General features: G+C 61.9%; 19 protein-coding genes. 5 read left to right on the plus strand and 14 right to left on the minus strand.

All coding sequences use genetic code 11. From position 1 onward, the window contains the following. The 5 genes from A3728_RS13900 to A3728_RS13920 form a co-directional block, all read right to left on the minus strand. A complete protein-coding gene (locus A3728_RS13900; protein ID WP_443069025.1) occupies nucleotides 1–960 on the minus strand; it encodes a calcium/sodium antiporter in 960 nt (319 codons plus the stop codon). Nucleotides 961–1,128: 168 nt separating this feature from the next. Then, complete coding sequence (locus A3728_RS13905) at nucleotides 1,129–1,926, minus strand: S49 family peptidase (RefSeq protein WP_067924843.1); 798 nt, start codon at nucleotides 1,924–1,926, stop codon at nucleotides 1,129–1,131. Between the two features lie 52 nt (nucleotides 1,927–1,978). Beyond that, on the minus strand, nucleotides 1,979–2,740 hold the full coding sequence (locus A3728_RS13910; protein WP_067924846.1) for an ABC transporter permease: 762 nt from the start codon (nucleotides 2,738–2,740) through the stop codon (nucleotides 1,979–1,981). Then, nucleotides 2,737–3,666, minus strand: coding sequence for an ABC transporter ATP-binding protein (locus tag A3728_RS13915; RefSeq protein WP_067924848.1), 930 nt, complete (start codon nucleotides 3,664–3,666; stop codon nucleotides 2,737–2,739). Before A3728_RS13915 ends, A3728_RS13910 begins: the two co-directional genes overlap by 4 nt. A 69-nt stretch (nucleotides 3,667–3,735) precedes the next feature. After that, the gene (locus A3728_RS13920; protein WP_067924851.1) at nucleotides 3,736–4,260 is read right to left on the minus strand and encodes a CoxG family protein; all 525 of its coding nucleotides are present in this window, start codon (nucleotides 4,258–4,260) and stop codon (nucleotides 3,736–3,738) included. A gap of 104 nt (nucleotides 4,261–4,364) precedes the next feature. Between A3728_RS13920 and A3728_RS13925 the strand changes: the two genes are divergently transcribed. Then, complete coding sequence (locus A3728_RS13925; RefSeq protein ID WP_067924854.1) at nucleotides 4,365–5,342, plus strand: DMT family transporter; 978 nt, start codon at nucleotides 4,365–4,367, stop codon at nucleotides 5,340–5,342. A 16-nt stretch (nucleotides 5,343–5,358) separates the two neighbouring features. Here the strand turns inward: A3728_RS13925 and A3728_RS13930 are convergent, their stop codons facing one another. Further along, entirely contained in the window at nucleotides 5,359–6,324 is a 966-nt protein-coding gene (locus A3728_RS13930; protein WP_067924857.1) for an NADPH:quinone oxidoreductase family protein, read from the minus strand. Between the two features lie 148 nt (nucleotides 6,325–6,472). Between A3728_RS13930 and A3728_RS13935 the strand changes: the two genes are divergently transcribed. After that, the gene (locus tag A3728_RS13935; RefSeq protein ID WP_067924860.1) at nucleotides 6,473–8,083 is read left to right on the plus strand and encodes an FAD/NAD(P)-binding protein; all 1,611 of its coding nucleotides are present in this window, start codon (nucleotides 6,473–6,475) and stop codon (nucleotides 8,081–8,083) included. Here A3728_RS13935 and A3728_RS22810 read toward each other — a convergent pair. The 5 genes from A3728_RS22810 to A3728_RS13955 all read right to left on the minus strand — a co-directional run bounded on the left by A3728_RS22810 (nucleotide 8,080) and on the right by A3728_RS13955 (nucleotide 12,719). After that, nucleotides 8,080–8,184, minus strand: coding sequence for a DUF2474 family protein (locus A3728_RS22810; protein ID WP_082865972.1), 105 nt, complete (start codon nucleotides 8,182–8,184; stop codon nucleotides 8,080–8,082). The two genes, A3728_RS13935 and A3728_RS22810, sit on opposite strands and share 4 nt — an antisense overlap. Further along, complete coding sequence (gene cydB / locus A3728_RS13940; RefSeq protein ID WP_067924862.1) at nucleotides 8,184–9,191, minus strand: cytochrome d ubiquinol oxidase subunit II; 1,008 nt, start codon at nucleotides 9,189–9,191, stop codon at nucleotides 8,184–8,186. The genes A3728_RS22810 and cydB overlap by 1 nt, the downstream gene beginning before the upstream one ends. Next, nucleotides 9,178–10,602 carry a cytochrome ubiquinol oxidase subunit I gene (locus tag A3728_RS13945; RefSeq protein ID WP_067924865.1) on the minus strand — a complete coding sequence of 475 codons (1,425 nt, stop codon included), beginning with the start codon at nucleotides 10,600–10,602 and terminating at the stop codon, nucleotides 9,178–9,180. Before A3728_RS13945 ends, cydB begins: the two co-directional genes overlap by 14 nt. A gap of 81 nt (nucleotides 10,603–10,683) precedes the next feature. Then, complete coding sequence (locus A3728_RS13950) at nucleotides 10,684–12,051, minus strand: sensor histidine kinase (RefSeq protein WP_067924868.1); 1,368 nt, start codon at nucleotides 12,049–12,051, stop codon at nucleotides 10,684–10,686. Continuing rightward, a complete protein-coding gene (locus A3728_RS13955; protein ID WP_067924871.1) occupies nucleotides 12,048–12,719 on the minus strand; it encodes a winged helix-turn-helix domain-containing protein in 672 nt (223 codons plus the stop codon). The genes A3728_RS13950 and A3728_RS13955 overlap by 4 nt, the downstream gene beginning before the upstream one ends. A 145-nt stretch (nucleotides 12,720–12,864) precedes the next feature. On the opposite strand from A3728_RS13955, the gene A3728_RS13960 reads away from it, so the two are divergent. From A3728_RS13960 to A3728_RS13970, 3 genes are all read left to right on the plus strand, one after another. After that, entirely contained in the window at nucleotides 12,865–13,983 is a 1,119-nt protein-coding gene (locus A3728_RS13960; protein WP_067924874.1) for a Do family serine endopeptidase, read from the plus strand. Nucleotides 13,984–14,322: 339 nt separating this feature from the next. Beyond that, nucleotides 14,323–15,306: a response regulator gene (locus A3728_RS13965; protein ID WP_067924877.1), complete on the plus strand. Its 984-nt coding sequence runs from the start codon at nucleotides 14,323–14,325 to the stop codon at nucleotides 15,304–15,306. Then, the gene (locus A3728_RS13970; protein WP_067924880.1) at nucleotides 15,303–15,665 is read left to right on the plus strand and encodes an Hpt domain-containing protein; all 363 of its coding nucleotides are present in this window, start codon (nucleotides 15,303–15,305) and stop codon (nucleotides 15,663–15,665) included. The genes A3728_RS13965 and A3728_RS13970 overlap by 4 nt, the downstream gene beginning before the upstream one ends. 377 nt (nucleotides 15,666–16,042) lie before the next feature. On the opposite strand, the gene A3728_RS13975 is transcribed toward A3728_RS13970, so the two are convergent. The 3 genes from A3728_RS13975 to A3728_RS13985 form a co-directional block, all read right to left on the minus strand. Beyond that, nucleotides 16,043–16,411 carry a response regulator gene (locus A3728_RS13975; protein WP_067924883.1) on the minus strand — a complete coding sequence of 123 codons (369 nt, stop codon included), beginning with the start codon at nucleotides 16,409–16,411 and terminating at the stop codon, nucleotides 16,043–16,045. Between the two features lie 13 nt (nucleotides 16,412–16,424). Beyond that, on the minus strand, nucleotides 16,425–18,026 hold the full coding sequence (locus tag A3728_RS13980; RefSeq protein ID WP_161487185.1) for a PAS domain-containing sensor histidine kinase: 1,602 nt from the start codon (nucleotides 18,024–18,026) through the stop codon (nucleotides 16,425–16,427). Between the two features lie 169 nt (nucleotides 18,027–18,195). After that, a partial coding sequence (locus A3728_RS13985) for an ATP-binding protein (RefSeq protein WP_150120808.1) occupies nucleotides 18,196–18,916 on the minus strand: 721 nt, incomplete at its 5' end.

Genomic DNA, 18,916 nt, shown 5'->3' on the forward strand with positions numbered 1-18,916 from the left:
TCATGCCAGAATGAGGAACATATAGGCGCCGTACAGCCCGGCGAGCACGACCCCCCAGATCCTCGTGATATCCATACGGAAATAAACAAAGGGCAGCAGCAACAGCGAGGCGCCCAGCATGACCCAGAGGTCGAACGTCAGGAACTCGGGGTCCACGTCGATGGGTCCGACAAGGCTGGCGATACCGATGATGGCCAGCAGATTGAACATGTTGGAGCCGATGACGTTGCCCAGGGCCACATCCGCCTGACGGCGCAGCGCGGCCATGACCGTGGTGGCAAGCTCCGGCAGGGAAGTGCCGATTGCTACCAACGTCAGCCCGATGACCGTATCGCTTACCCCGTAGGCGGTCGCGATGATCGTCGCATTGTCCACCAGCAGCCCGGCGCCCATTGGCAGACCGATGAGACCCAGAACAAGGTAAACGGCGATGCGCCAGCCCGGCATGTCGGGGTCGAGGCCTTCGATCTCTTCCGTCGGCTCGGCGGTCACCTCGCCATTGGCGCGGCGGTGGTTCTTGGCGTCGCGAAAGGCATCCGACAGCACGAAGGCAAGACCCGCCAGCAGCACGAGGCCCGCGATCCAGTCAAAGACGCCACGAAACGCCAACGCGATGAACAGGACGGATGCCGCCAGCATGAAGTTGTAGGTCTTGCGCGTATCACATTCGGAGGTGTGCATGGTCGCCAGCAAGGCCGGAATGCCCAGCACCATAAGGATGTTGGCCGTGTTCGATCCGACGACATTGCCCAGCGCGATACCCGGCGCGCCATCCAGCACCGCCTTGATGGAAATCAGCAGTTCCGGCGCCGAGGTACCGAAGGCCACGATGGTCAGGCTGACGATGAGGGCTGGCACCCCTAGCCGCAGGCTGAGGTTTACCGCACCTTTCACCAGCGCATCCCCGGCAAGCAGCAGGATCGCGAGACCCAGCCCAGACAACAACCATGGCATCAACATTTAACGGACTCCCTTGCAGCGGCAGGGTCCTTTGCCGATGCGATATCGCCCGCAGTCAGGGCATTTCGTCTGGCGCAGGCGATTACTGCCCAGCCAATGCATTTTTCCGAACCAGGCGAGCAAACCCATGCCCACAAGGAAGAGAAGTACGATCTTGAGAATCATGCGTCAGAGACCGAACCGGGCATAGGCTGCCCGTTCCTCGATGCCCTGAACCGCGTCGCTCAGCACCTGAGCGCCAAATCGTGACAGCAGCGGGCGCTTGACGCCATAGCGGCGAAACGTCGTCTTGTCGCCGAACCGTTGTTTCATGGTGGTGCGCAAGTGCCCGATCCCGTCGATCAGCCCAAGTTCAAGCGCGCGCCGACCAAGCCAGACTTCACCGGTGAACAGCTTGACCGAACCGTCCAGCTTGTCGCCCCGGCGGGTCTTCACATGATCGATGAAGTTGCCGTGAATGTCTTCGAGGAGCCGGTTCAGCCGCTCCACATCCTCCGGCGCCTCGGGGCGGAACGGGTCGAGCATGGATTTCGACTCGCCCGCCGTATGGACGCGACGTTCGATCCCGTGCTCATTGATGAACTGATGCAGGCCGAAAGACGATGAAATGACCCCGATGGAGCCGACAACCGAAGAGGCATCCGCGTGTATTTCATCCGCCGCCGCCGCCAGCCAATAGCCCCCCGAGGCGGCCACGTCCTCCACGAAGGCAAAGACGGGAATCTTCTTTTCATCCGCGAGCCGCCGGATACGCGCCCCGATGAGCGAGGATTGCACCGGGCTGCCGCCGGGGGAGTTGATCTCCAATGCGATGGCGTCGGGCTTGCCACGGCGGAACGCCTTTTCGATTACCGGGCCGAGTGTGCCGTCGTTCAGGGCCGCGCGCGGTTGCGCGCTGATCGTGCCGGCCATGCGGATGATGGCGACGGTCGGGCCAGATTTAATGAAGGGGAGCCATTTTCTCATACTCCCCCACATAGAGCGCCCCCTACGGCCAAACAAGGCGACAGACCAAAGCTCATTCGCGGATGCGCCAGCCCGTCTTGAAAATCCACCAGATGAGACCGAGGCAGATCGCCGTGAAGGCACCGATGGCCAGAAGGCTGGTCAGGATCGGGACATCGGCGGTGTCGAAGAATGCCCAGCGGAAGCCCGAGATCAGATAAACCACCGGGTTGAACATTGAGATCACCTGCCAGACCGGCGGCAGCATGGAGATGGAGTAGAACGACCCGCCGAGAAACACGAGCGGCGTGACGATCAACAGCGGAACAAGCTGCAATTGCTCGAAGTTGCCCGCCCAGATTCCGATGATGAACCCCATGAGCGCGAAGCTGATGCAGGTGAGGATCAGAAAGGCCACCATTGCCACGGGATGGGCGATGGAGATGTCCACGAAGAAGAAGGCGGTGATCAGGATGATCGTCCCGATGAAAAGCGCCTTCGTCGCGGCGGCGCCGACATAGCCCAGCACGATCTCCAGAAAGTTGATCGGCGCGGAAAGCAGCTCGAAAATCGTACCGATGAATTTCGGAAAGTAGATGCCGAAGGACGCGTTGGAGATGCTCTGCGTGATGACCGACAGCATGATCAGCCCCGGCACGATGAAAGCCCCGTAGCTGACGCCTTCGACCTCGTCGATGCGGCTGCCGATGGCGGCGCCGAACACCACGAAGTAGAGCGACGTGGACAACACCGGAGAGATGATGCTCTGCGCGATGGTGCGGAAAAAGCGCGTCATCTCAAAAATGTAGATGGATTTGACGGCAGTCCAGTTCATGCTGCATCCTCGTGAACAAGCCCGACGAAGATGTCTTCCAGACTGCTCTGGCGGGTCACCACGTCACGCAGAACGAGCCCTTCGGCAGCGACCTTGGACAGAAGCTGCGTGATCCCGGTCCGCTCGCCGCGGGTGTCGTAGGTGTAGATCAACGCGCTGCCGTCCGGCGACAGGCTCAGCTTGTCCGATTGCAAAGCCTCCGGGATAGCGTCCAAAGGCTCGGTCAGCTGCACTTCGAGCTGCTTTTGCCCCATGCGCGCCATGAGCGCGGATTTCTCCTCCACCAGCAGCAGTTCGCCCTTTGCAATGACGCCGATGCGGTCGGCGATGGCCTCGGCTTCTTCGATATAATGGGTGGTCAGGATGATGGTCACGCCGTCCGCCTTCAGCCCTGCGACGATCTCCCACATGTCCTTGCGCAGTTCGACGTCCACGCCCGCCGTGGGTTCATCCAGAAACAGGATACGCGGTTCATGGGCCAGCGCCTTGGCGATGAGCACGCGGCGCTTCATGCCGCCCGACAGTGCCCGGATCTGACTGTCCTTCTTGTCCCAGAGCGATAGTTGCCGCAGCACCTTCTCGATATGGGCGGGATCGGCGGGTTTGCCGAACAGCCCGCGCGAGAACTGGACCGTCTTGATCACCTTCTCGAAAGGTTCGAGGTTGATTTCCTGCGGGACGAGCCCGATGAGCGACCGCGCCGCGCGGTAGTCCGCCACAGTATCATGGCCTTCCGCCGTCACAGTCCCGGCCGAGGGCATGGTGATGCCACATATGGTAGAGATCAGCGTGGTCTTGCCCGCCCCGTTCGGCCCCAGCAGCGCGAGGATTTCGCCCCGTTCGATCTGCAGGTCGACGCCTTTCAGGGCCTCGAACCCATCGTCGTATGATTTCCGCAGGCCGCGGATGTCCAGAATGGGGGGCATGGCCGTCTCCGTTGAATTGAGCGGAAGCTACACGCGATGGCGCGACAGGAACAGGCAGTTGCCTCGACGTCAGCTGTCCTTCTTGCCGAACCAGCGCCGCTTTTTCTCGTCGTCCAGCTTTTCTGTGGGGGGCTCCCCCTCGGCGGTCTCTGTACCGCCTTCGAGGGATGTCTGCAGATTGTCGAAGAACTGATCGGCCATCTTCTTGGCGAAACCGTCGATGATGCGGCTGCCAAGCTGCGCCAGCTTGCCGCCGACCTTGGCGTCGACCTCGTAGCTCAGCTCCGTACCGCCATCCTTTTCGGTCAGCCTCACCTCCGCACTGCCCTTGGCAAAGCCCGCGGCCCCTCCCTTGCCCTCGCCGGTGATTTTCAGCGCCTCGTCCTGAACGAGATCGGAAAGGGTCACATGGCCCTTGAAGGTCGCCTTCACCGGCCCGACCTTCTGCACTACGGTGGCGTCATAGCCTTCTTCGACCGAACCGCTCACGTCCTTTGCGCCCGGGACGCATTTCTGCAGCATGCCAGGGTCCAGCAAAGCGGCATAGACCTCTGCGGGGCTGGCTGCGATCTGGCGGGTATCGGACATCTGCATGGGGGGTTCCTCCGTTCGGGTTGGGGCCAACCTAGCGTAATCGCCGGGGAGCTTCCAACGACAAAGCGATGGACAGCCCCGGCACCGGTGGTAGGTCTGGCGGCATGACCTCCTCTTCCGATCCCCGTTCGGGGCGTGCGATCCTCTTCATTCTGCTGGGCATCCTCGCAATCTCCGTCAATGACCTTCTGATCAAGCAGCTTTCAGGCGGCTACCCGCTGCACCAGATCGTCTTCGCGCGCTCTGGCATCGGCATCCTGCTGACGCTGGTTATCGTGCAGATGGAGGGCGGCCTCCGCATCCTCAAGACGCGGCGGCCGATGCTGCATGCGCTGCGCGGTCTGCTGGTCGTCATCGCGAACATGACCTTCTTTCTCGCGCTCGCCGCCCTGCCGCTGGCGGATGCCACGGCGCTTTTCTTCGCGGCGCCGCTTTTCATCACGCTGCTGTCGATCCCGATCCTCGGGGAAAAGGTGGGCGCGGTTCGCCTCACCGCCGTGGCGGTGGGGTTTATGGGGGTTCTCATCATGCAGCGCCCCTGGGCGGGGAGCGAAGCGCTGGAAGCGCCCCGCATCGTGCTGCTTCTGCCGGTGGTGGCCGCGCTGACCTATGCGCTCAACCAGTTGATGACGCGCAAGCTGGGGGTGGCGTCAAAGGCATCGGCGCTGTCGGTCTATATCCAGCTCGCCTTCATCGTCGTTTCGATCCTGTTCTACGTGGTGGCGGGCGACGGGCGCTTTGCCCCCGAAAGCGGCTCCGCCTCGCTGGAGTTCCTGTTGCGGGCATGGGTCTGGCCCGCCCCGGGGGACGGTTGGGTCTTCGTTGCGCTGGGGGCGAATTCGGCGATCGTGGGCTATTGCCTCAGCCAAGCCTACCGGATCGGCGATGCGGCCACCGTCGCGCCCTTCGAATACGTCGGATTACCGCTGGCGGTATTCTGGGGCTTCGCGGTCTTCGGCGACATCCCCGATTGGGAAGTCTGGGTGGGCATCGCGCTGATCCTCGGCTCGGGGCTGTTCGTGTTCCTGCGCGAACGGCAGAAGGCGCGCTACGTCACCCACACCGATACGATACCGCATTGACCCCGGAGCAGGTACGTCAGGCGGAAACCTCGATCACGACCTTTCCGGTGGCTTCGCGACGGCGCAACAGGTCCAGCGCCTCGTTTGCCTGCTCCAGCGGCAGCACGTTGCTGACATGGGGTTTCAGGCGGCCTTCGTCGTACCATTGGAACAGCTGCGTGAAACTGTCCGTCAGGACGGAGGGCCGCAGGCGGGCATACCCGCCCCAGTAAAGCCCCAGCACCGTCAGGTTCTTGACCAGCAGAATGTTGGCGGGCACCTGCGGCACGTCACCGCTGGCAAATCCAAGCGGGATCAACCGCGCTTCTGGGTTGCAGGCGCGCAGGGCGGCCTTGAACTGATCACCGCCCACCGGGTCGTAGACCACATCGGCCCCGCCGAGCGATTTGACGAATTCGCGGATATCGCCGGTTTCGGAATCCAGCAGATGATCGGCCCCTGCCGCGCGGCAAACCTCAAGCTTTTCGGCGCCTCGGGCCACGGCGACCACTTCGGCCCCCATAACCTTGCCCAGTTCCACCGCCGTCAGGCCCACACCGCCGGAGGCGCCCAGCACCAGCAGCCGCTCCCCCGGTTTCAGATGCGCCTTGTAATCGAGCGCGACGTGACTGGTGCCATAGGCCACCAGAAAGGCCGCCGCATCGGTCATCGACATGCTGTCGGGGATCGGCACGCAGATTTCGGCAGGCAGGGCCGCATATTCCGCCAGACCGTCGAACCCGGAATAGGCCGCGACCCGCTGCCCCACCTCGAGCCCCGTCACACCATCGCCCAGCGCGGTCACCGTACCGGCCAATTCCATCCCGAGGGTGAAGGGCAGCGCGGGCTTTTCCTGATAGGTGCCCTTGATCAGCAGAAGGTCCCCAAAGTTCAGTCCGCAGGTTTCGACCTGCACCAGCACCTCGCCCGCCTTTGGCACCGGCAGTTCGAGGCTCTGCATTGCAAGTGGTTCGCCATAGCCCGTGACCCGCATCGCCCGCATCTTAAACTCCTTTGCATATTCGCGCGCAAAAGGCCCCAATCGGGCACTGATGGCAAGGGTCTTCGGAACCCGTCCAGCCACGTCACGGTTTGACCGTGAAGCACGCGCCGCAGATGGCGCTGTGCATATACAGGGTCCGGATCAGTTCATGTTCGAAGTCGTTATCGTCGGTTCCGGCCCCACCAGCCTCTATACGATTGCCGCATTGCTGGACCGTCCCGCGGGGCTGTCGATCACCGTGCTGGAGCGGGAGGAGATGAGCGGTACAGGCATGCCCTTCCGCCCGGAGGAGACCGATTCCGTCCTGCTTGCGAATATCGCCAGTATCGAGGTGCCCCCGATCTGCGAAAGCCTGCTGGACTGGATCACCGGCTTGCCGGATGCGGTGCTGTCGCATCTGGGCATCTCTGAGGATGACCTTCACGAAAGGCATTTCTTCCCGCGCATCCTGCTGGGCGCCTATCTGCGCAGCCAGTTGGGGCGTCTGGCCGATCTGGCGGAGGAACGCGGCCACCGGCTGCACATATATAACAGCGCCCCCGTGGTTGATGTCGCCCGTGTCGCGGGCGGCTACACCGTTACCGCGCTGAAGGAGGGCGAGTTGCTTTCCTTCTCGGCCCGATCCGTCGTGCTGGCCACTGGCCATGTCTGGCCGGAGGACGATCCCGAGCATGGCTATTATGGCTCGCCCTGGCCCAGCGTGAAACTGCACGCCATACCGGCGACGGATATCGGTATCCTCGGCTCCTCGCTCAGCGGGATCGATGCGGCGCTTTCCATCGCCTGCGCCCATGGACGCTTCGAAGAGGGTGGCAGCCGCTACGTACCGGGGCCGGAGGCGGAGGGCCTGCACATCACCCTCATGTCCCGCAAGGGGCTGCTGCCGGAGGCCGACTTCTGGTGCGACCTGCCCTATCTGCCGCTTGAATATGCGACGCCCGAACGTATCGAGGCCCTACAGCAGCGCCCCGAAGGCTACGACACCGAAGACCTGTTCGATCTGCTGCGCGAAGAGATCACCGCGAATGACCCCGAATATGCCGCAGCGATCGACCTGCCGTCGCTGACGCTCGAACATTTCGCGGATGCCTATTTCGCGCCCCGAATGGGCAAGGACCAGTTCGCGCTCGCCGCGGCGAACCTCGAAGAGGTGGAGCGCAACGTGAACAAGCGTACGACGGTGCCATGGCGCTACGCCATCCTGCGGATGCATGAGACGCTGGCCCCGCTGCTGCCGGGCATGTCCGGACACGAACGGCAGCGGTTCAAGACATATCTGGCCCCCGTCTTCATCGACAATTACGCCGCAGTTCCGCCCCAGACCATTCGCCGCCTGCTCGCCCTCGCCAGAACGGGGAGCCTTTCCGTCGTTTCGGTTGAAGATGACTGCGAGGTTCTGCCGCCTACGGGCAAGGAACCGACCCGGCTGCGCGAAGAAGGGGGAGAGCGGCGTTTCGACTATTTCGTGGACTCGCGCGGCCAGTCCACACTACCCGCCTCCGCCCTGCCCTTTCCCACGCTGCTCGAACAATTGCAGGCCGACCCGGAGGCGCCGCTGCCGGTCTCCCCCTCCTTTGGGCTATCGGGGCCTGACGATACGTGGCGGGGGCTTTACTGCGCGGGTCTGCCCTTCGTCATGCATCTTTTTCCCTTCGCCCAAGGGATCACCGTCAGCCACGAATTCGGCGAGGTTCTGGCGAAAGGGGTCGACAGCGACCGCCGCGCGCATGACGAATTGACCGATCAGGCCGTTGCCTAGGGCACCAGTACGCTGCGGATGACATAGGCTACGAGGCCGAGGAGCGCGACGCTGCCGATCCAGATCGCCGCGAACCAGCCCAGACGCATCAGCCAGCGCATCAGTGGTATCCTTCCTCCGGGTCCACCTTGCCGCGGAACACCCAATAGGCATAGGCGGTATAGCCAAGGATCATCGGCAGCAGCACCAGCGTACCGACCAATGCAAAGGCAAGCGAACTGTCGGGTGCTGCTGCATCCTCGATCGTGAGGGCGGGGGGCACGATATGGGGGTAGAAGCTGATCCCAAGACCCACAAAGCCCAGCACGAAGAGTGAGAGCGCGCAGAGGAACGGCAAAACATCCGCCTGCCGCCGCAAACCGTGCAACAGACCATAGGCCGCCAGTAGTACCAGGCCCGGCACGAGGAAGCTGAAGATGGCCGTGGGATAGGCGAACCAACGGCGGAAATACTCAGGATCCTGAAACGGCGTCCAGAGGCTCACCAGCCCCATGAAGATCAGTGTCGCCGCGGCGAAGGGCCACGCCAATCTGCGCATATGGCGCTGGATGCGGCCTTCCAGCTTCATGTTGAGCCATGTGGCCCCGAGCATCGCATATCCCACCGTGACGGCCACGCCGGTCAGAAGCGAGAATGGTGTGAGCCAGTCCCACCAACCTCCCGCATAGGCGCGGTTCTCGATCTCGATCCCCTGAACCAATGCGCCCAGCGCGATGCCCTGACACATGGACGCGACGATGGAGCCGCCGAAAAAGCCCATGTCCCACAGGGGTTTCCACCGTTCGGTGCGCCAGCGGTACTCGAATGCGACCCCGCGGAACACCAGCCCCAGAAGCATCAGGATGATCGGCATATAAAGCGCGGGCATCACCACGGCATAGGCGAGCGGGAAGACGGCAAAGAGCCCCCCGCCCCCGAGAACAAGCCAGGTTTCGTTCCCGTCCCAGATGGGCGAGATGGAGTTCATCATCACGTTGCGCTCCTTCTCGTCCTTGGTGAGCGGGAACAGAAGGCCCACCCCCAGATCGAACCCATCGAGAATAACGTAAACCAGCACGGCGAAGGCAATGATGCCCGCCCAGATGAACGACAGTTCAAGCCCCAGCATGGCGCTTCTCCTTCCGGGCCTGGTACTGTGACGCGGGCGTCGTGCCCGCCGTTCGGGTGGGCGGCTCCTGCCGGAGCCCTTCCTCCGCCTCCAGTTCGATGGAATGGCGCATCAGTCGCAGGATATAATAGGTCCCCGCCCCGAAGACGAAAAAGTAGACCACCACGAATGCCACGAGCGACGCGGCGACCGCGGGCGCGGCAATCGGGGCGAGGCTGTCGGCCGTGCGCAGCATGCCGTAGACGGTGAAGGGCTGGCGCCCCACCTCCGTCGTGATCCATCCGGCAAGCACGGCGACGAAGCCCATCGGTCCCATGAAGATCGCGGCGCGGTGCAGCCAGCGGCTTTCGTAGAACGTGCCCCGCCAGCGCGACCACAGCCCCCAGAGACCAAGGCCAAGCATCGCGAAACCAAGCCCCACCATGATGCGGAAACTGAAGAAGACAATGCCCACGGGCGGCTCGTCCTCGTCGGGGATCGTATCCAGCCCGGCGAGGGGTGCGTCCAGATCATGTTTCAGGATCAGCGACGACAGCTTCGGGATCTCCACCGCGTAATCGATCCGCTTTTCTTCCGAATTGGGAATACCGAAAAGGATCAGCGGCGCGCCATCCGGGTGGCTGTCGTAATGACCCTCCATCGCCATGACCTTGGCAGGCTGATGCTCAAGCGTGTTGATGCCGTGGAAGTCCCCGGCAGCGATTTGCAGCGGCGTGACGACAGCCAGCATCCACATCGCCATGGAGAACATCTTTCGGCTCGGTCGGTCGGCCCGGTCGCGCAGCAGATGCAAGGCCCCCACGGCCCCCACCACCAGCGCAGTGGTCAGATAGGCGGCCAGCACCATATGCGTCAGCCGGTAGGGGAAGGATGGGCTGAAGACGATGGCCCACCAGTCCAGCGGTATGAACTGGCCCACGTCGTTCATGCCGTAGCCCTGCGGGGTCTGCATCCAGGAATTGACGGAAATGATCCAAGTTGCCGACAGCAGGGTTCCGAAGGCGACCATGCCGGTCGCGAACATATGCAACCCGTCCCCCACCCGCTGGCGGCCAAAGAGCATGATGCCGAGGAACCCTGCCTCCAGAAAGAAGGCCGAGAGGACTTCGTAGGCCATGAGCGGCCCGACGACCGGCCCCGCCTTGTCCGAAAAGACCGACCAGTTGGTGCCGAACTGATAGGACATGACGATGCCCGAAACGACGCCCATGCCAAAGGCGATGGCGAAGATTTTCTTCCAGTAGTCGAAGAGCAGCTCGTAGGTTCTGTCCCGCGTGCGCAGCCAGAGCGCGTTGAGCACCGCGAGGTAGCTGGCCAATCCGATACTGAAGGCGGGAAAGATGATGTGGAAAGAAACCGTGAAGGCGAACTGCACCCGAGCGAGCGTTTCCGCGGTATACCCATCCAGCATCGTTGAACCCCTTTACCGGTTTTCAGACACTATGGGCCATGTTGCAGGGTTAGACATAAGAAAAAACGCCGCACCGGCGGATCAGAAACGTATCTCGGCCCGCAATCCGGGGGAATTGTCCGTCAGGCGAAGCTCTGCCCCGTGCAACTTCACGATGCTGTCGACCAGCGCCAGCCCCAGACCGTTGCCGGGGGTGTTGCGGCTGCTGTCGAGCCGGTAGAGCCGCCGCAGCACCTTGTCGCGTTCCGCCTCCGGTATGCCCGGCCCGTCATCGGCAACCACCAGCTGCGGGGCCGTGGCCCGGTCCGGGCCGGAGCCTTCGGGCTGAAGCTCCAGCGTCACCTCCACCTGCGCGCCCTCGGGCGTATGGCGCAGCCCGTTCTCGATAAGGTTGGCGAGGGCCTGCCCGAGAAGCGCGCGGTCGCCCTCCACGCTCAGGACCTCGTCAGGCAAATGCAGGGTCAGGGTCTTTCCGGCGGCCTGTGCCGCTGGTTCGTAGACCTCTGCCATGGTGGCACAGAGGGTATTCAGATCGACCGGCGCGAACCTCTGCCGGGGGGAGCCGCTATCCACCTGTGCAAGCTGCAGAAGCGATTGAAAGACCGTGGCGATGCCGTTCACCTCGGCCTGCGCCCGTTCCACCAGTTCCCGGGTCTCGCCTTCGGGCGGAACGACGCGCTCGAGGTCGTCCAGATGCACCGCGACGCGCTGGATGGGTGTCTTCAGGTCATGGGCGATGTCGGACGAAACCTGGCGCAGGGCCTCCACCGAATGTTGCTGCGCCCCCGCCATCAGGTTCAACTTGCCCCCGATGCTGCGCAGGTCATCGGACCAGCGCGGATCGATCCGCGCACGCGCGGAAAGGTCCCCAGCGGTCAGGCTGTCCAGTGTTCGCCCGATCACCTCCACATCCCGTTTCGAGCGCCGCGCGATGACAAGGCCCCCCGACAGCGCGATGAGGATCGTCGGCAAGAGGCTGATCCACAGGATATTGACGAAGCCCGCCCGCAGCGCCTCGATCTCCGCGCGGCTGCGTGCCACCGTAAGCAGCCCGCCATGCAGGGTATCAGTCAGCGTGAGGTAATCACCGGCATAATCGCCCGGCGCGTCGCGCAGCGTGATGATGTGATAGCCTTCGTCATCCCGTGCGATGGCCCCGTTGCCATATACCACCCCGCCCGGCGTCACATAGCTGAGGATCGAACGGTTGGGGTCGGTGGCGCGGGATTCCGCTTCGACCAGAAAGGCCACCGCCCGCGCGCTGGGTGCGGCGCGAAAGCCTGCCATGTCCTGTGCCAGATCGGCGCGGATCGCCTGTTCGAAGGATGCCTGCGTGACCGCATAGCTGGCCGCGAGGCTGAGCAGGCTGACGGTGGAAAACAGCATCACCAGAAGCAGCGCAAGCCGCAGCGGCATAGACCGCCAGAGCCGCGCCATCCGACCGCTCATCCGTCGATCCTGTAGCCCGCACCGCGCACAGTCTGGATCAGTTCGCGATCAAACGGCCGGTCGATCTTGGACCGGAGGCGACTGATATGGGTCTCTACGACATTGGTCATCGGATCGAAGCTGAGGTCCCAGACCGATTCCAGCAGCATCGTCCGCGTCTGTACGCGCCCCTTGCGCCGCAGCAAATGCTCCAGCAAGGCGAATTCCCGCGGCAGCAGATCGATCTCCTGCCCGGCGCGGGTCACTTTGCGCGCCAGCAGGTCCATTTCTAGATCCGCCACCCGCAGCACCGTCTCCTGATCCAGCGCCTGCGGCCTGCGTGCAAGTGCCGCGACACGGGCGGAAAGCTCTCCGAAGGCGAAAGGTTTCACGAGGTAGTCGTCCGCCCCCGCGTTGAGCCCGCCGATGCGGTCTTCGACGCTGCCCATGGCGGTAAGGAAAAGCGCCGGGGTCAGGTTGCCCGTTCCGCGCAGGGTTTTCAGCAATGTCAGGCCGTCGATCTCCGGCAACATCCGGTCGACCACCAGCACGTCATATGTATTGCCGGTGGCCTGTATCAGGCCCTGCCGCCCATCGGTGACCAGATCAACGACATGCCCCTCTTCGCGCAGGCCCCGCGCGATGTAATTGCCCGTGGTTGCATCATCCTCGATCACCAGCAGCTTCATGCCTGCCCTTTCCTGCGGTCCGGCTCTGCATATAGGAAAGCGCGGGCCATTCGTAACCTTACAGATTTGTATAACCGGAAGAAGGGCAATGTTAGCCCGGCAGGTCATCTGGAGCGCATCACTACAAGATGCGAGGAGCATTCAAATGACAAGAACACTTCCCCGAACACCGCGGGCGGCCGCGATGGCGCTTGCCGCGACATTGGCCGCGACCTCCGCCCTCACGACGCTGCCGTCAACGGCAATGGCCGTGCCCGCAGGCGGCTACGCCGATCTGGTAGAGGCGGTATCGCCCTCCGTCGTGTTCATCGAGGTGACCGCAAAGGCGCGCGAGACCGATTTTCAGGGCTCCCTCCCCGAAGGAATGCCCGAAGAGCTCCGCCGCCGGTTCGAACAGATGGTTCCCGGCCAGAACGGCGCGCCCATGCCCCAGCAGGGCCTCGGTTCGGGCTTCATCATCTCCGAAGATGGTCAGATCGTCACCAACCACCACGTGGTGGCGGGTGCGGAAACCGTCACCGTCAAGCTGGCTGACGGCCGCAAGCTCGATGCCAAGGTCATCGGCAGCGACCCGATGACGGATATCGCCCTGCTGAAGGTCGAGGCTGACGTCGAACTGCCGAAAGTGTCCTTCGGTACGTCCGAAACGCTGCGCGTTGGCGATGAAGTCGTCGCGGTCGGCAACCCCTTCGGCCTTGGCGGCACCGTGACATCGGGCATCGTGTCTGCAATGTCGCGCAATATCAACGCAGGCCCCTTCGATGACTTCATCCAGACCGACGCGGCCATCAACCGCGGCAATTCGGGCGGACCGCTGTTCAACAACGATGGCGAGGTCATTGGCGTCAACACGGCGATCATCTCTCCCGCCGGCGGTTCCGTGGGCATCGGCTTTGCCGTGCCGTCTGATCTGGTCCAGACCATCGTTGCCGATCTGGCGGACGACGGTGAGGTCCAGCGCGGCTGGCTGGGTGTGCAAATCCGCCCGATGACTGACGAGGTCGCGACCGTTCTCGGCTACGACGCGCCCAAGGGAGCCGTGGTGGAGATGGTGAACGAAGACAGCCCCGCAGAGGCCGCAGGCCTCAAGAAGGGGGATATCATCCTGTCCTTCAACGGCACCGAGATCGAGGAACTGCGTGATCTGACCCGGGCCGTCGCTGAAACCGCACCGGACGCCGCGACCGAGATGGTCGTCCTGCAGAAGGGCGAGGAAGTGACCCTGAAAGTCACCGTCGGCGCGTTGGCTTCCGAAAAAGCCTGACACCGACCCCGGCGGGAGCGTCTCCTCCCGCCGGGCAGTCCCCCCTGAAAGGGGTGCGGGACGTCATGCTCCGGTGGCGGGGAGGCGCCGGGGCATGATATACCGATCCTCGTATCGGATGACCTGTGGCATTCGCCCGTTTGGCCCCAAAATGAGCATAAACGTTTCAATGGCGCCCATATGCCGTTGATTTTTATTGCAATTTTAGCGGGAGAATCGCGAAATCACCGCCATTTCTTCGCCCCTTTTTCATACTTCGTCAAACTTGTGCCACTATTCACGGTATAGTTGTTGGGAAGAACGCGTACCAAACCCGCGGTATGACAAGAGGACGAATCGATGAAAATCCTGGCGGTCGACGACGACCCGATCATTCTGGAACTGCTGGCCCAATTCGTGGATGCCTTCGGCGGTTACACTCTGACGACAGCCGAATCCGGGTTCGAGGCCTTGGAAATCATTGCCGAAAAGGGAAGCGGCAAATTCGACTGCTTCATGCTCGATATCCAGATGCCGGGGATGGACGGTGTCGAACTCGCGGGCCTCATCCGCGACACGGCGCGCTACGCCGATGCGCCGATCCTCATGCTCACCGCGATGTCGGAAAAACGCTATATCGACGCTGCCTTTACTGCTGGCGCCACCGACTATGTGACAAAACCGTTCGAGGTTGTTGAACTGAAATCGCGGCTGACCGCGATGCAGAAAATCGTCATGTCGCGTAAATCGCGTACACGCAAGATTTTCTCCACCAAGGCACTCGCGACCCAAAGTGCACCTGCCGAGACCACGATCGCCCTGCACGAACCCATTTCCATCTACGATGTGGACAATGTCATCGAATGCGTGGCGATGGAAAACTACGTGGCCCAGCTTTCCCGGTCCGCGCAATTCGGCTCCACCGTCTTTGCGCTGTCGATCCGGCGGATCAACGAATTTCACGAAGCCCTGACAGGGTTCGAATTTCACAGCATGATTTCCGATGTGGCCGAAGTCATCTCCGATACGCTGTCCGAGCACCAGTTCCTGATGTCCTATGCGGGGAACGGTACATTCGTCTGCATCGTCGAAGCGGGATGGCGCCCTGAAATGGCCAGCGTGACAGAGCAGGTGAACCTGTCGCTGGCGCAGGCCGAGCTTTTCGCGAACGATGGACAGCGCATCCAACCGCGTCTTTGCGCGGGCAAGGCCATTCGGCTAGTCTGGAAATCGAACGAACAAATTCTTGATTCTCTTGGTGTTGCTCAATCGAGCGCCGAAGACACCGCCCGCCGCTACGATTCTTCGATGAGTGATCTTTTTCTGTACGGACAATCTGCATGACAGCCACGACAGCTAACGCCCTACCGGGTCTGGAGCGCATTCGCGCGCGTTTCGTCGAAATGCTTTCCGACCGTCAGGCCCGTATCGCGCAGCATACTCTGGACGCGTGGAACGGTGGAACGCCTGAGCAAATCAACGAGAACCTGGCCGCCGCCCAGGCAATCCTGCATCAGATCGCGGGCAGCGCCGGCTCCATCGGCTTTGCCGAACTGGGCAGCACCGCCCGCGCCTGCGAAGCGCAGATCATCGAACACCTCAGGGATATGGAAAACGGCATTACCGCCTGCCCCGGGGATTTGGTCTTTCACATCGACAGTTTCGTCCGCAACTGCGCCGAGCTGATCAGCGACGCCGCCTGACCCCCGATCATTTTGCTGCGTCAGCCTTTGAAGGCTGCGCTATTTTTGGGCCCGCAACCTTCAGGACCTGAACAAGACAGACAGCCCCCAAGTGTGTTGCTGAACAAGACACTGGCCAATCGGTCTGCCCTCCGCCTCTCTCCCTCATTTCGCTGAAATTCTCTGCGCTTCGCGATGCACACTTCGCTGCGCCCTGCACAGCTAAGGTTGCCGCCCGGCGCGAGGATGCCCCCCACCATCACGAAACTCCACCGATACTGCGGGCCTTTCAACCGGCCCACCAGCACAGTGCCAAAGCGGCCCTACCTGACCACAAGTCCACAAACGAACACGCCGCAGCGACAAGGCTGCGGCGTTCTTTGCGGGGTGTGAAATCTTCAGGCGTTCATCGCTGTCTTGATCTGTTCGGCAAGCGACATGGGATCGAAGGGTTTGCAAATCACTTCAACGGCGCCCACTGCGCGGAACTCTTCCACGTCGGCATTCTGGGCGCGCGCTGTCATGAAGATCGCGGGCGTCTCTTTCAGTGCGTCGATCTTGCGCAGATGCTCCAGCGTTTCCTTGCCGGTCATCCCGGGCATCATCATGTCCAGCAGAATCACATCCGGGGTAAAGCTCGGCACGGTATCCAGTGCCTCCTGACCGGAGTTGCACTGCACAACCTCGAAATCGCCCGTAAGTTCGAGCGACATCTTCGCGATTTCGCGGATATCCGCGTCATCTTCGACATGTAACAGTTTGATCATGACGTTTCCTTGGTCAACCTGCGTCCCGCAGACCGGGCTGGGCGTTCTCTGTATGATATACCACAGCCTCCTCCGTGGGGAGGCAGAAATAGAAGGTCGTTCCAACGCCTTCCTGACTTTCGAATCCGATGTCTCCGCCCATGTTCTCCACGATCGCCTTGCAGATGCTCAGGCCAAGCCCGGTACCGCCCTTGCTGGCCCGATCCGAATTGGTCATATCCGCGAACCGTTCAAAGATCTTGTGCTTGTCGCGGGCCGGAATCCCCTGCCCGTGATCCTTGACGCTGACGCGCAGACGTCCCTGCTGCTGTGTAAGCGAAACAATGATCTTCCCATTGGGGCGGGAGAACTTGCAGGCGTTTGAAAGCAGGTTCGTCAGGACCTGGATGGTACGGTTCGGGTCCGTGTGCACCTCTACGGGTTCTTCGGTCCCTACGGTCTCGATGGTCACGTCGAACCGCTGGCTGTTGATCGAAGAAGACAGCACCGCCTCGTTGATCAGATCCGACAGATCGGTGGGGACCCGTTCGAACTCCATTCCACCGGCGACGATCTTCTCCAGATCGAGAATGTCATTGATGATCAGCACCAACCGTTCCGCGTTGCGATGCGCGATCTCCAGCAGGCCGCGCGCCTTTTCGGGTAGCTCACCCGCGGCGTTGGACAGCAAAAGCCCCATCGAGCCCTTGATCGACGTCAGGGGCGAGCGCAGCTCATGGCTGACGGTGGAGACGAATTCAGCCTTCATCTGCTCCTTTTCGACCCGGTTCGAAATATCCTGGAAGACGAAAAGGATCTGGTCATTCTGATCGTCGATGGCCACGCGCTTGACGCTGACCTCGAACTGCATGCCCTTGAGCACGAGGTTGCATTGCACGTCCTCCCGCCCCTTGTCGCGCACCGCGTGGTAAGCAGAGATGAGCGGAGAGATGTCCATCTTGGTCTGGATATCATCCAGCGAGAGCCGGTCATATGAACCGCCGCCAAGGCCCATCCAGTCCAGCGCGGCACGATTCATGTAGTGGAAGTGCTCTGTCTGCACGTCGACCATCCAGATACTGTCGCGCAGTTCATGCAAGGCAGTGGAGTTGATCTTGCCGGAAAGAAACGCTTCATTCTTGGCCAGGTCGTTCCGGACCGAGATCGAGCCGGACCAGTTCCCCTCCCCGTCGAAGAGCGGCATCACGGTTGTCTGCGTGACCCGAACGGAACCGTCCGAACAAACGAGCGGGGTGTCCCCCTGCCAGATCTTGCCTTCGGCCAGACCCCGGCGAATCGTGTCCGCGGTCTGGTAGCCCGTTGGCCCATAGAGCATCCGGACAGGCTGGCCGATCAGTTGATCCCGGGTATACCCGGTAAAGGCCAGCATTTCGTCGTTCACTTCGGTCATGCGGTTTTCAGCATCCACGACGTTGATGAGGGTCGAGGATTTCAGGTTCGCGAAGCGTTCCGCCATAGCGATTTCGGAGGTTCGGGATTTGCCGCCGTTCAGGTTTTTCTTGACGAAAAGCACCGGAACGAGCCCGGAAATGGCAATGGCCCCCATGATGGGTCCGATATCGAGGAGGGAGGGGGGCAGCAGGGTGTCTGCGGTGGCATACCATCCTGTTGCCAAAAGGCTTCCTGAAATAAGTACTTTGGCATCATGTGCCGAGAAAATAGGTCGTTTCATTAGGTCGTCCTCGCCTGCGGGCGTTCCGCCAGTCAAAGCACCAAGTAAATCTTTTTGTATGCTTGACCGGTTGTCGCAGTCTAAATGGGCAAGATTAAGGCAGAAAGATGATTCAATTGCCGATCACCCGTAGGTTGCTCACCGGCCCTTTCGCTCCCTTGTCCATGATCGTGCGAACCAGCTGCGCCATATCCGTTCTCGACTTGATGAGGTTGCAAACGATGCGCGGATCCTCGACCGGCGTACTGTCTGCGGAAAGGCCGATGATCTTTGCCCGGCTGTTGGACTCGCGCACCGCATCGAGCAATTCGCTCGCACTTCCGTCGGGCACGGACCAATCCAGCAGCAGCACGTCGAACTGACCGTCCGCCAGTGCCGCGCGGGCCTCGGAGATGCTGGGCACGCTCACCACGTCGGCCGCCTCCCCTATGCCGGAGCGGAAGACCTCCGCGAAGTCGAGATCGTCCTCCACGTGGAGGATGCGGATGGGGCCGGTGTCGACCTTGCGCAATGCCGGCGTCTCCGCCTTCGGGATCAGCGCATCGACCTTGGAAATAGGACAGGTAAACCAGAAGACCGTGAGCCCGCCGGGCACGCTTTCGAAACCGACGTTGCCTCCCTGCCGCCACACAATCTGCCGCGTGATATTGAGACCGAGCCCCGTGCCCCCCTTGGAACGGGTATCGGACCCATCCGCCTGCGAAAACGCTTGGAAAATCCGTTGCCGGAAACTTTCAGGCACGCCCGGGCCGGTGTTCTGGACGAAGATGATCGCCTCTTCCTTGATGCGCTCGATCCGGATCGTAACCTCGGTATCGGGATCCGAATATTTG

This window comes from Sulfitobacter sp. HI0040 (assembly GCF_001634885.1).
Classification (GTDB): domain Bacteria; phylum Pseudomonadota; class Alphaproteobacteria; order Rhodobacterales; family Rhodobacteraceae; genus Sulfitobacter.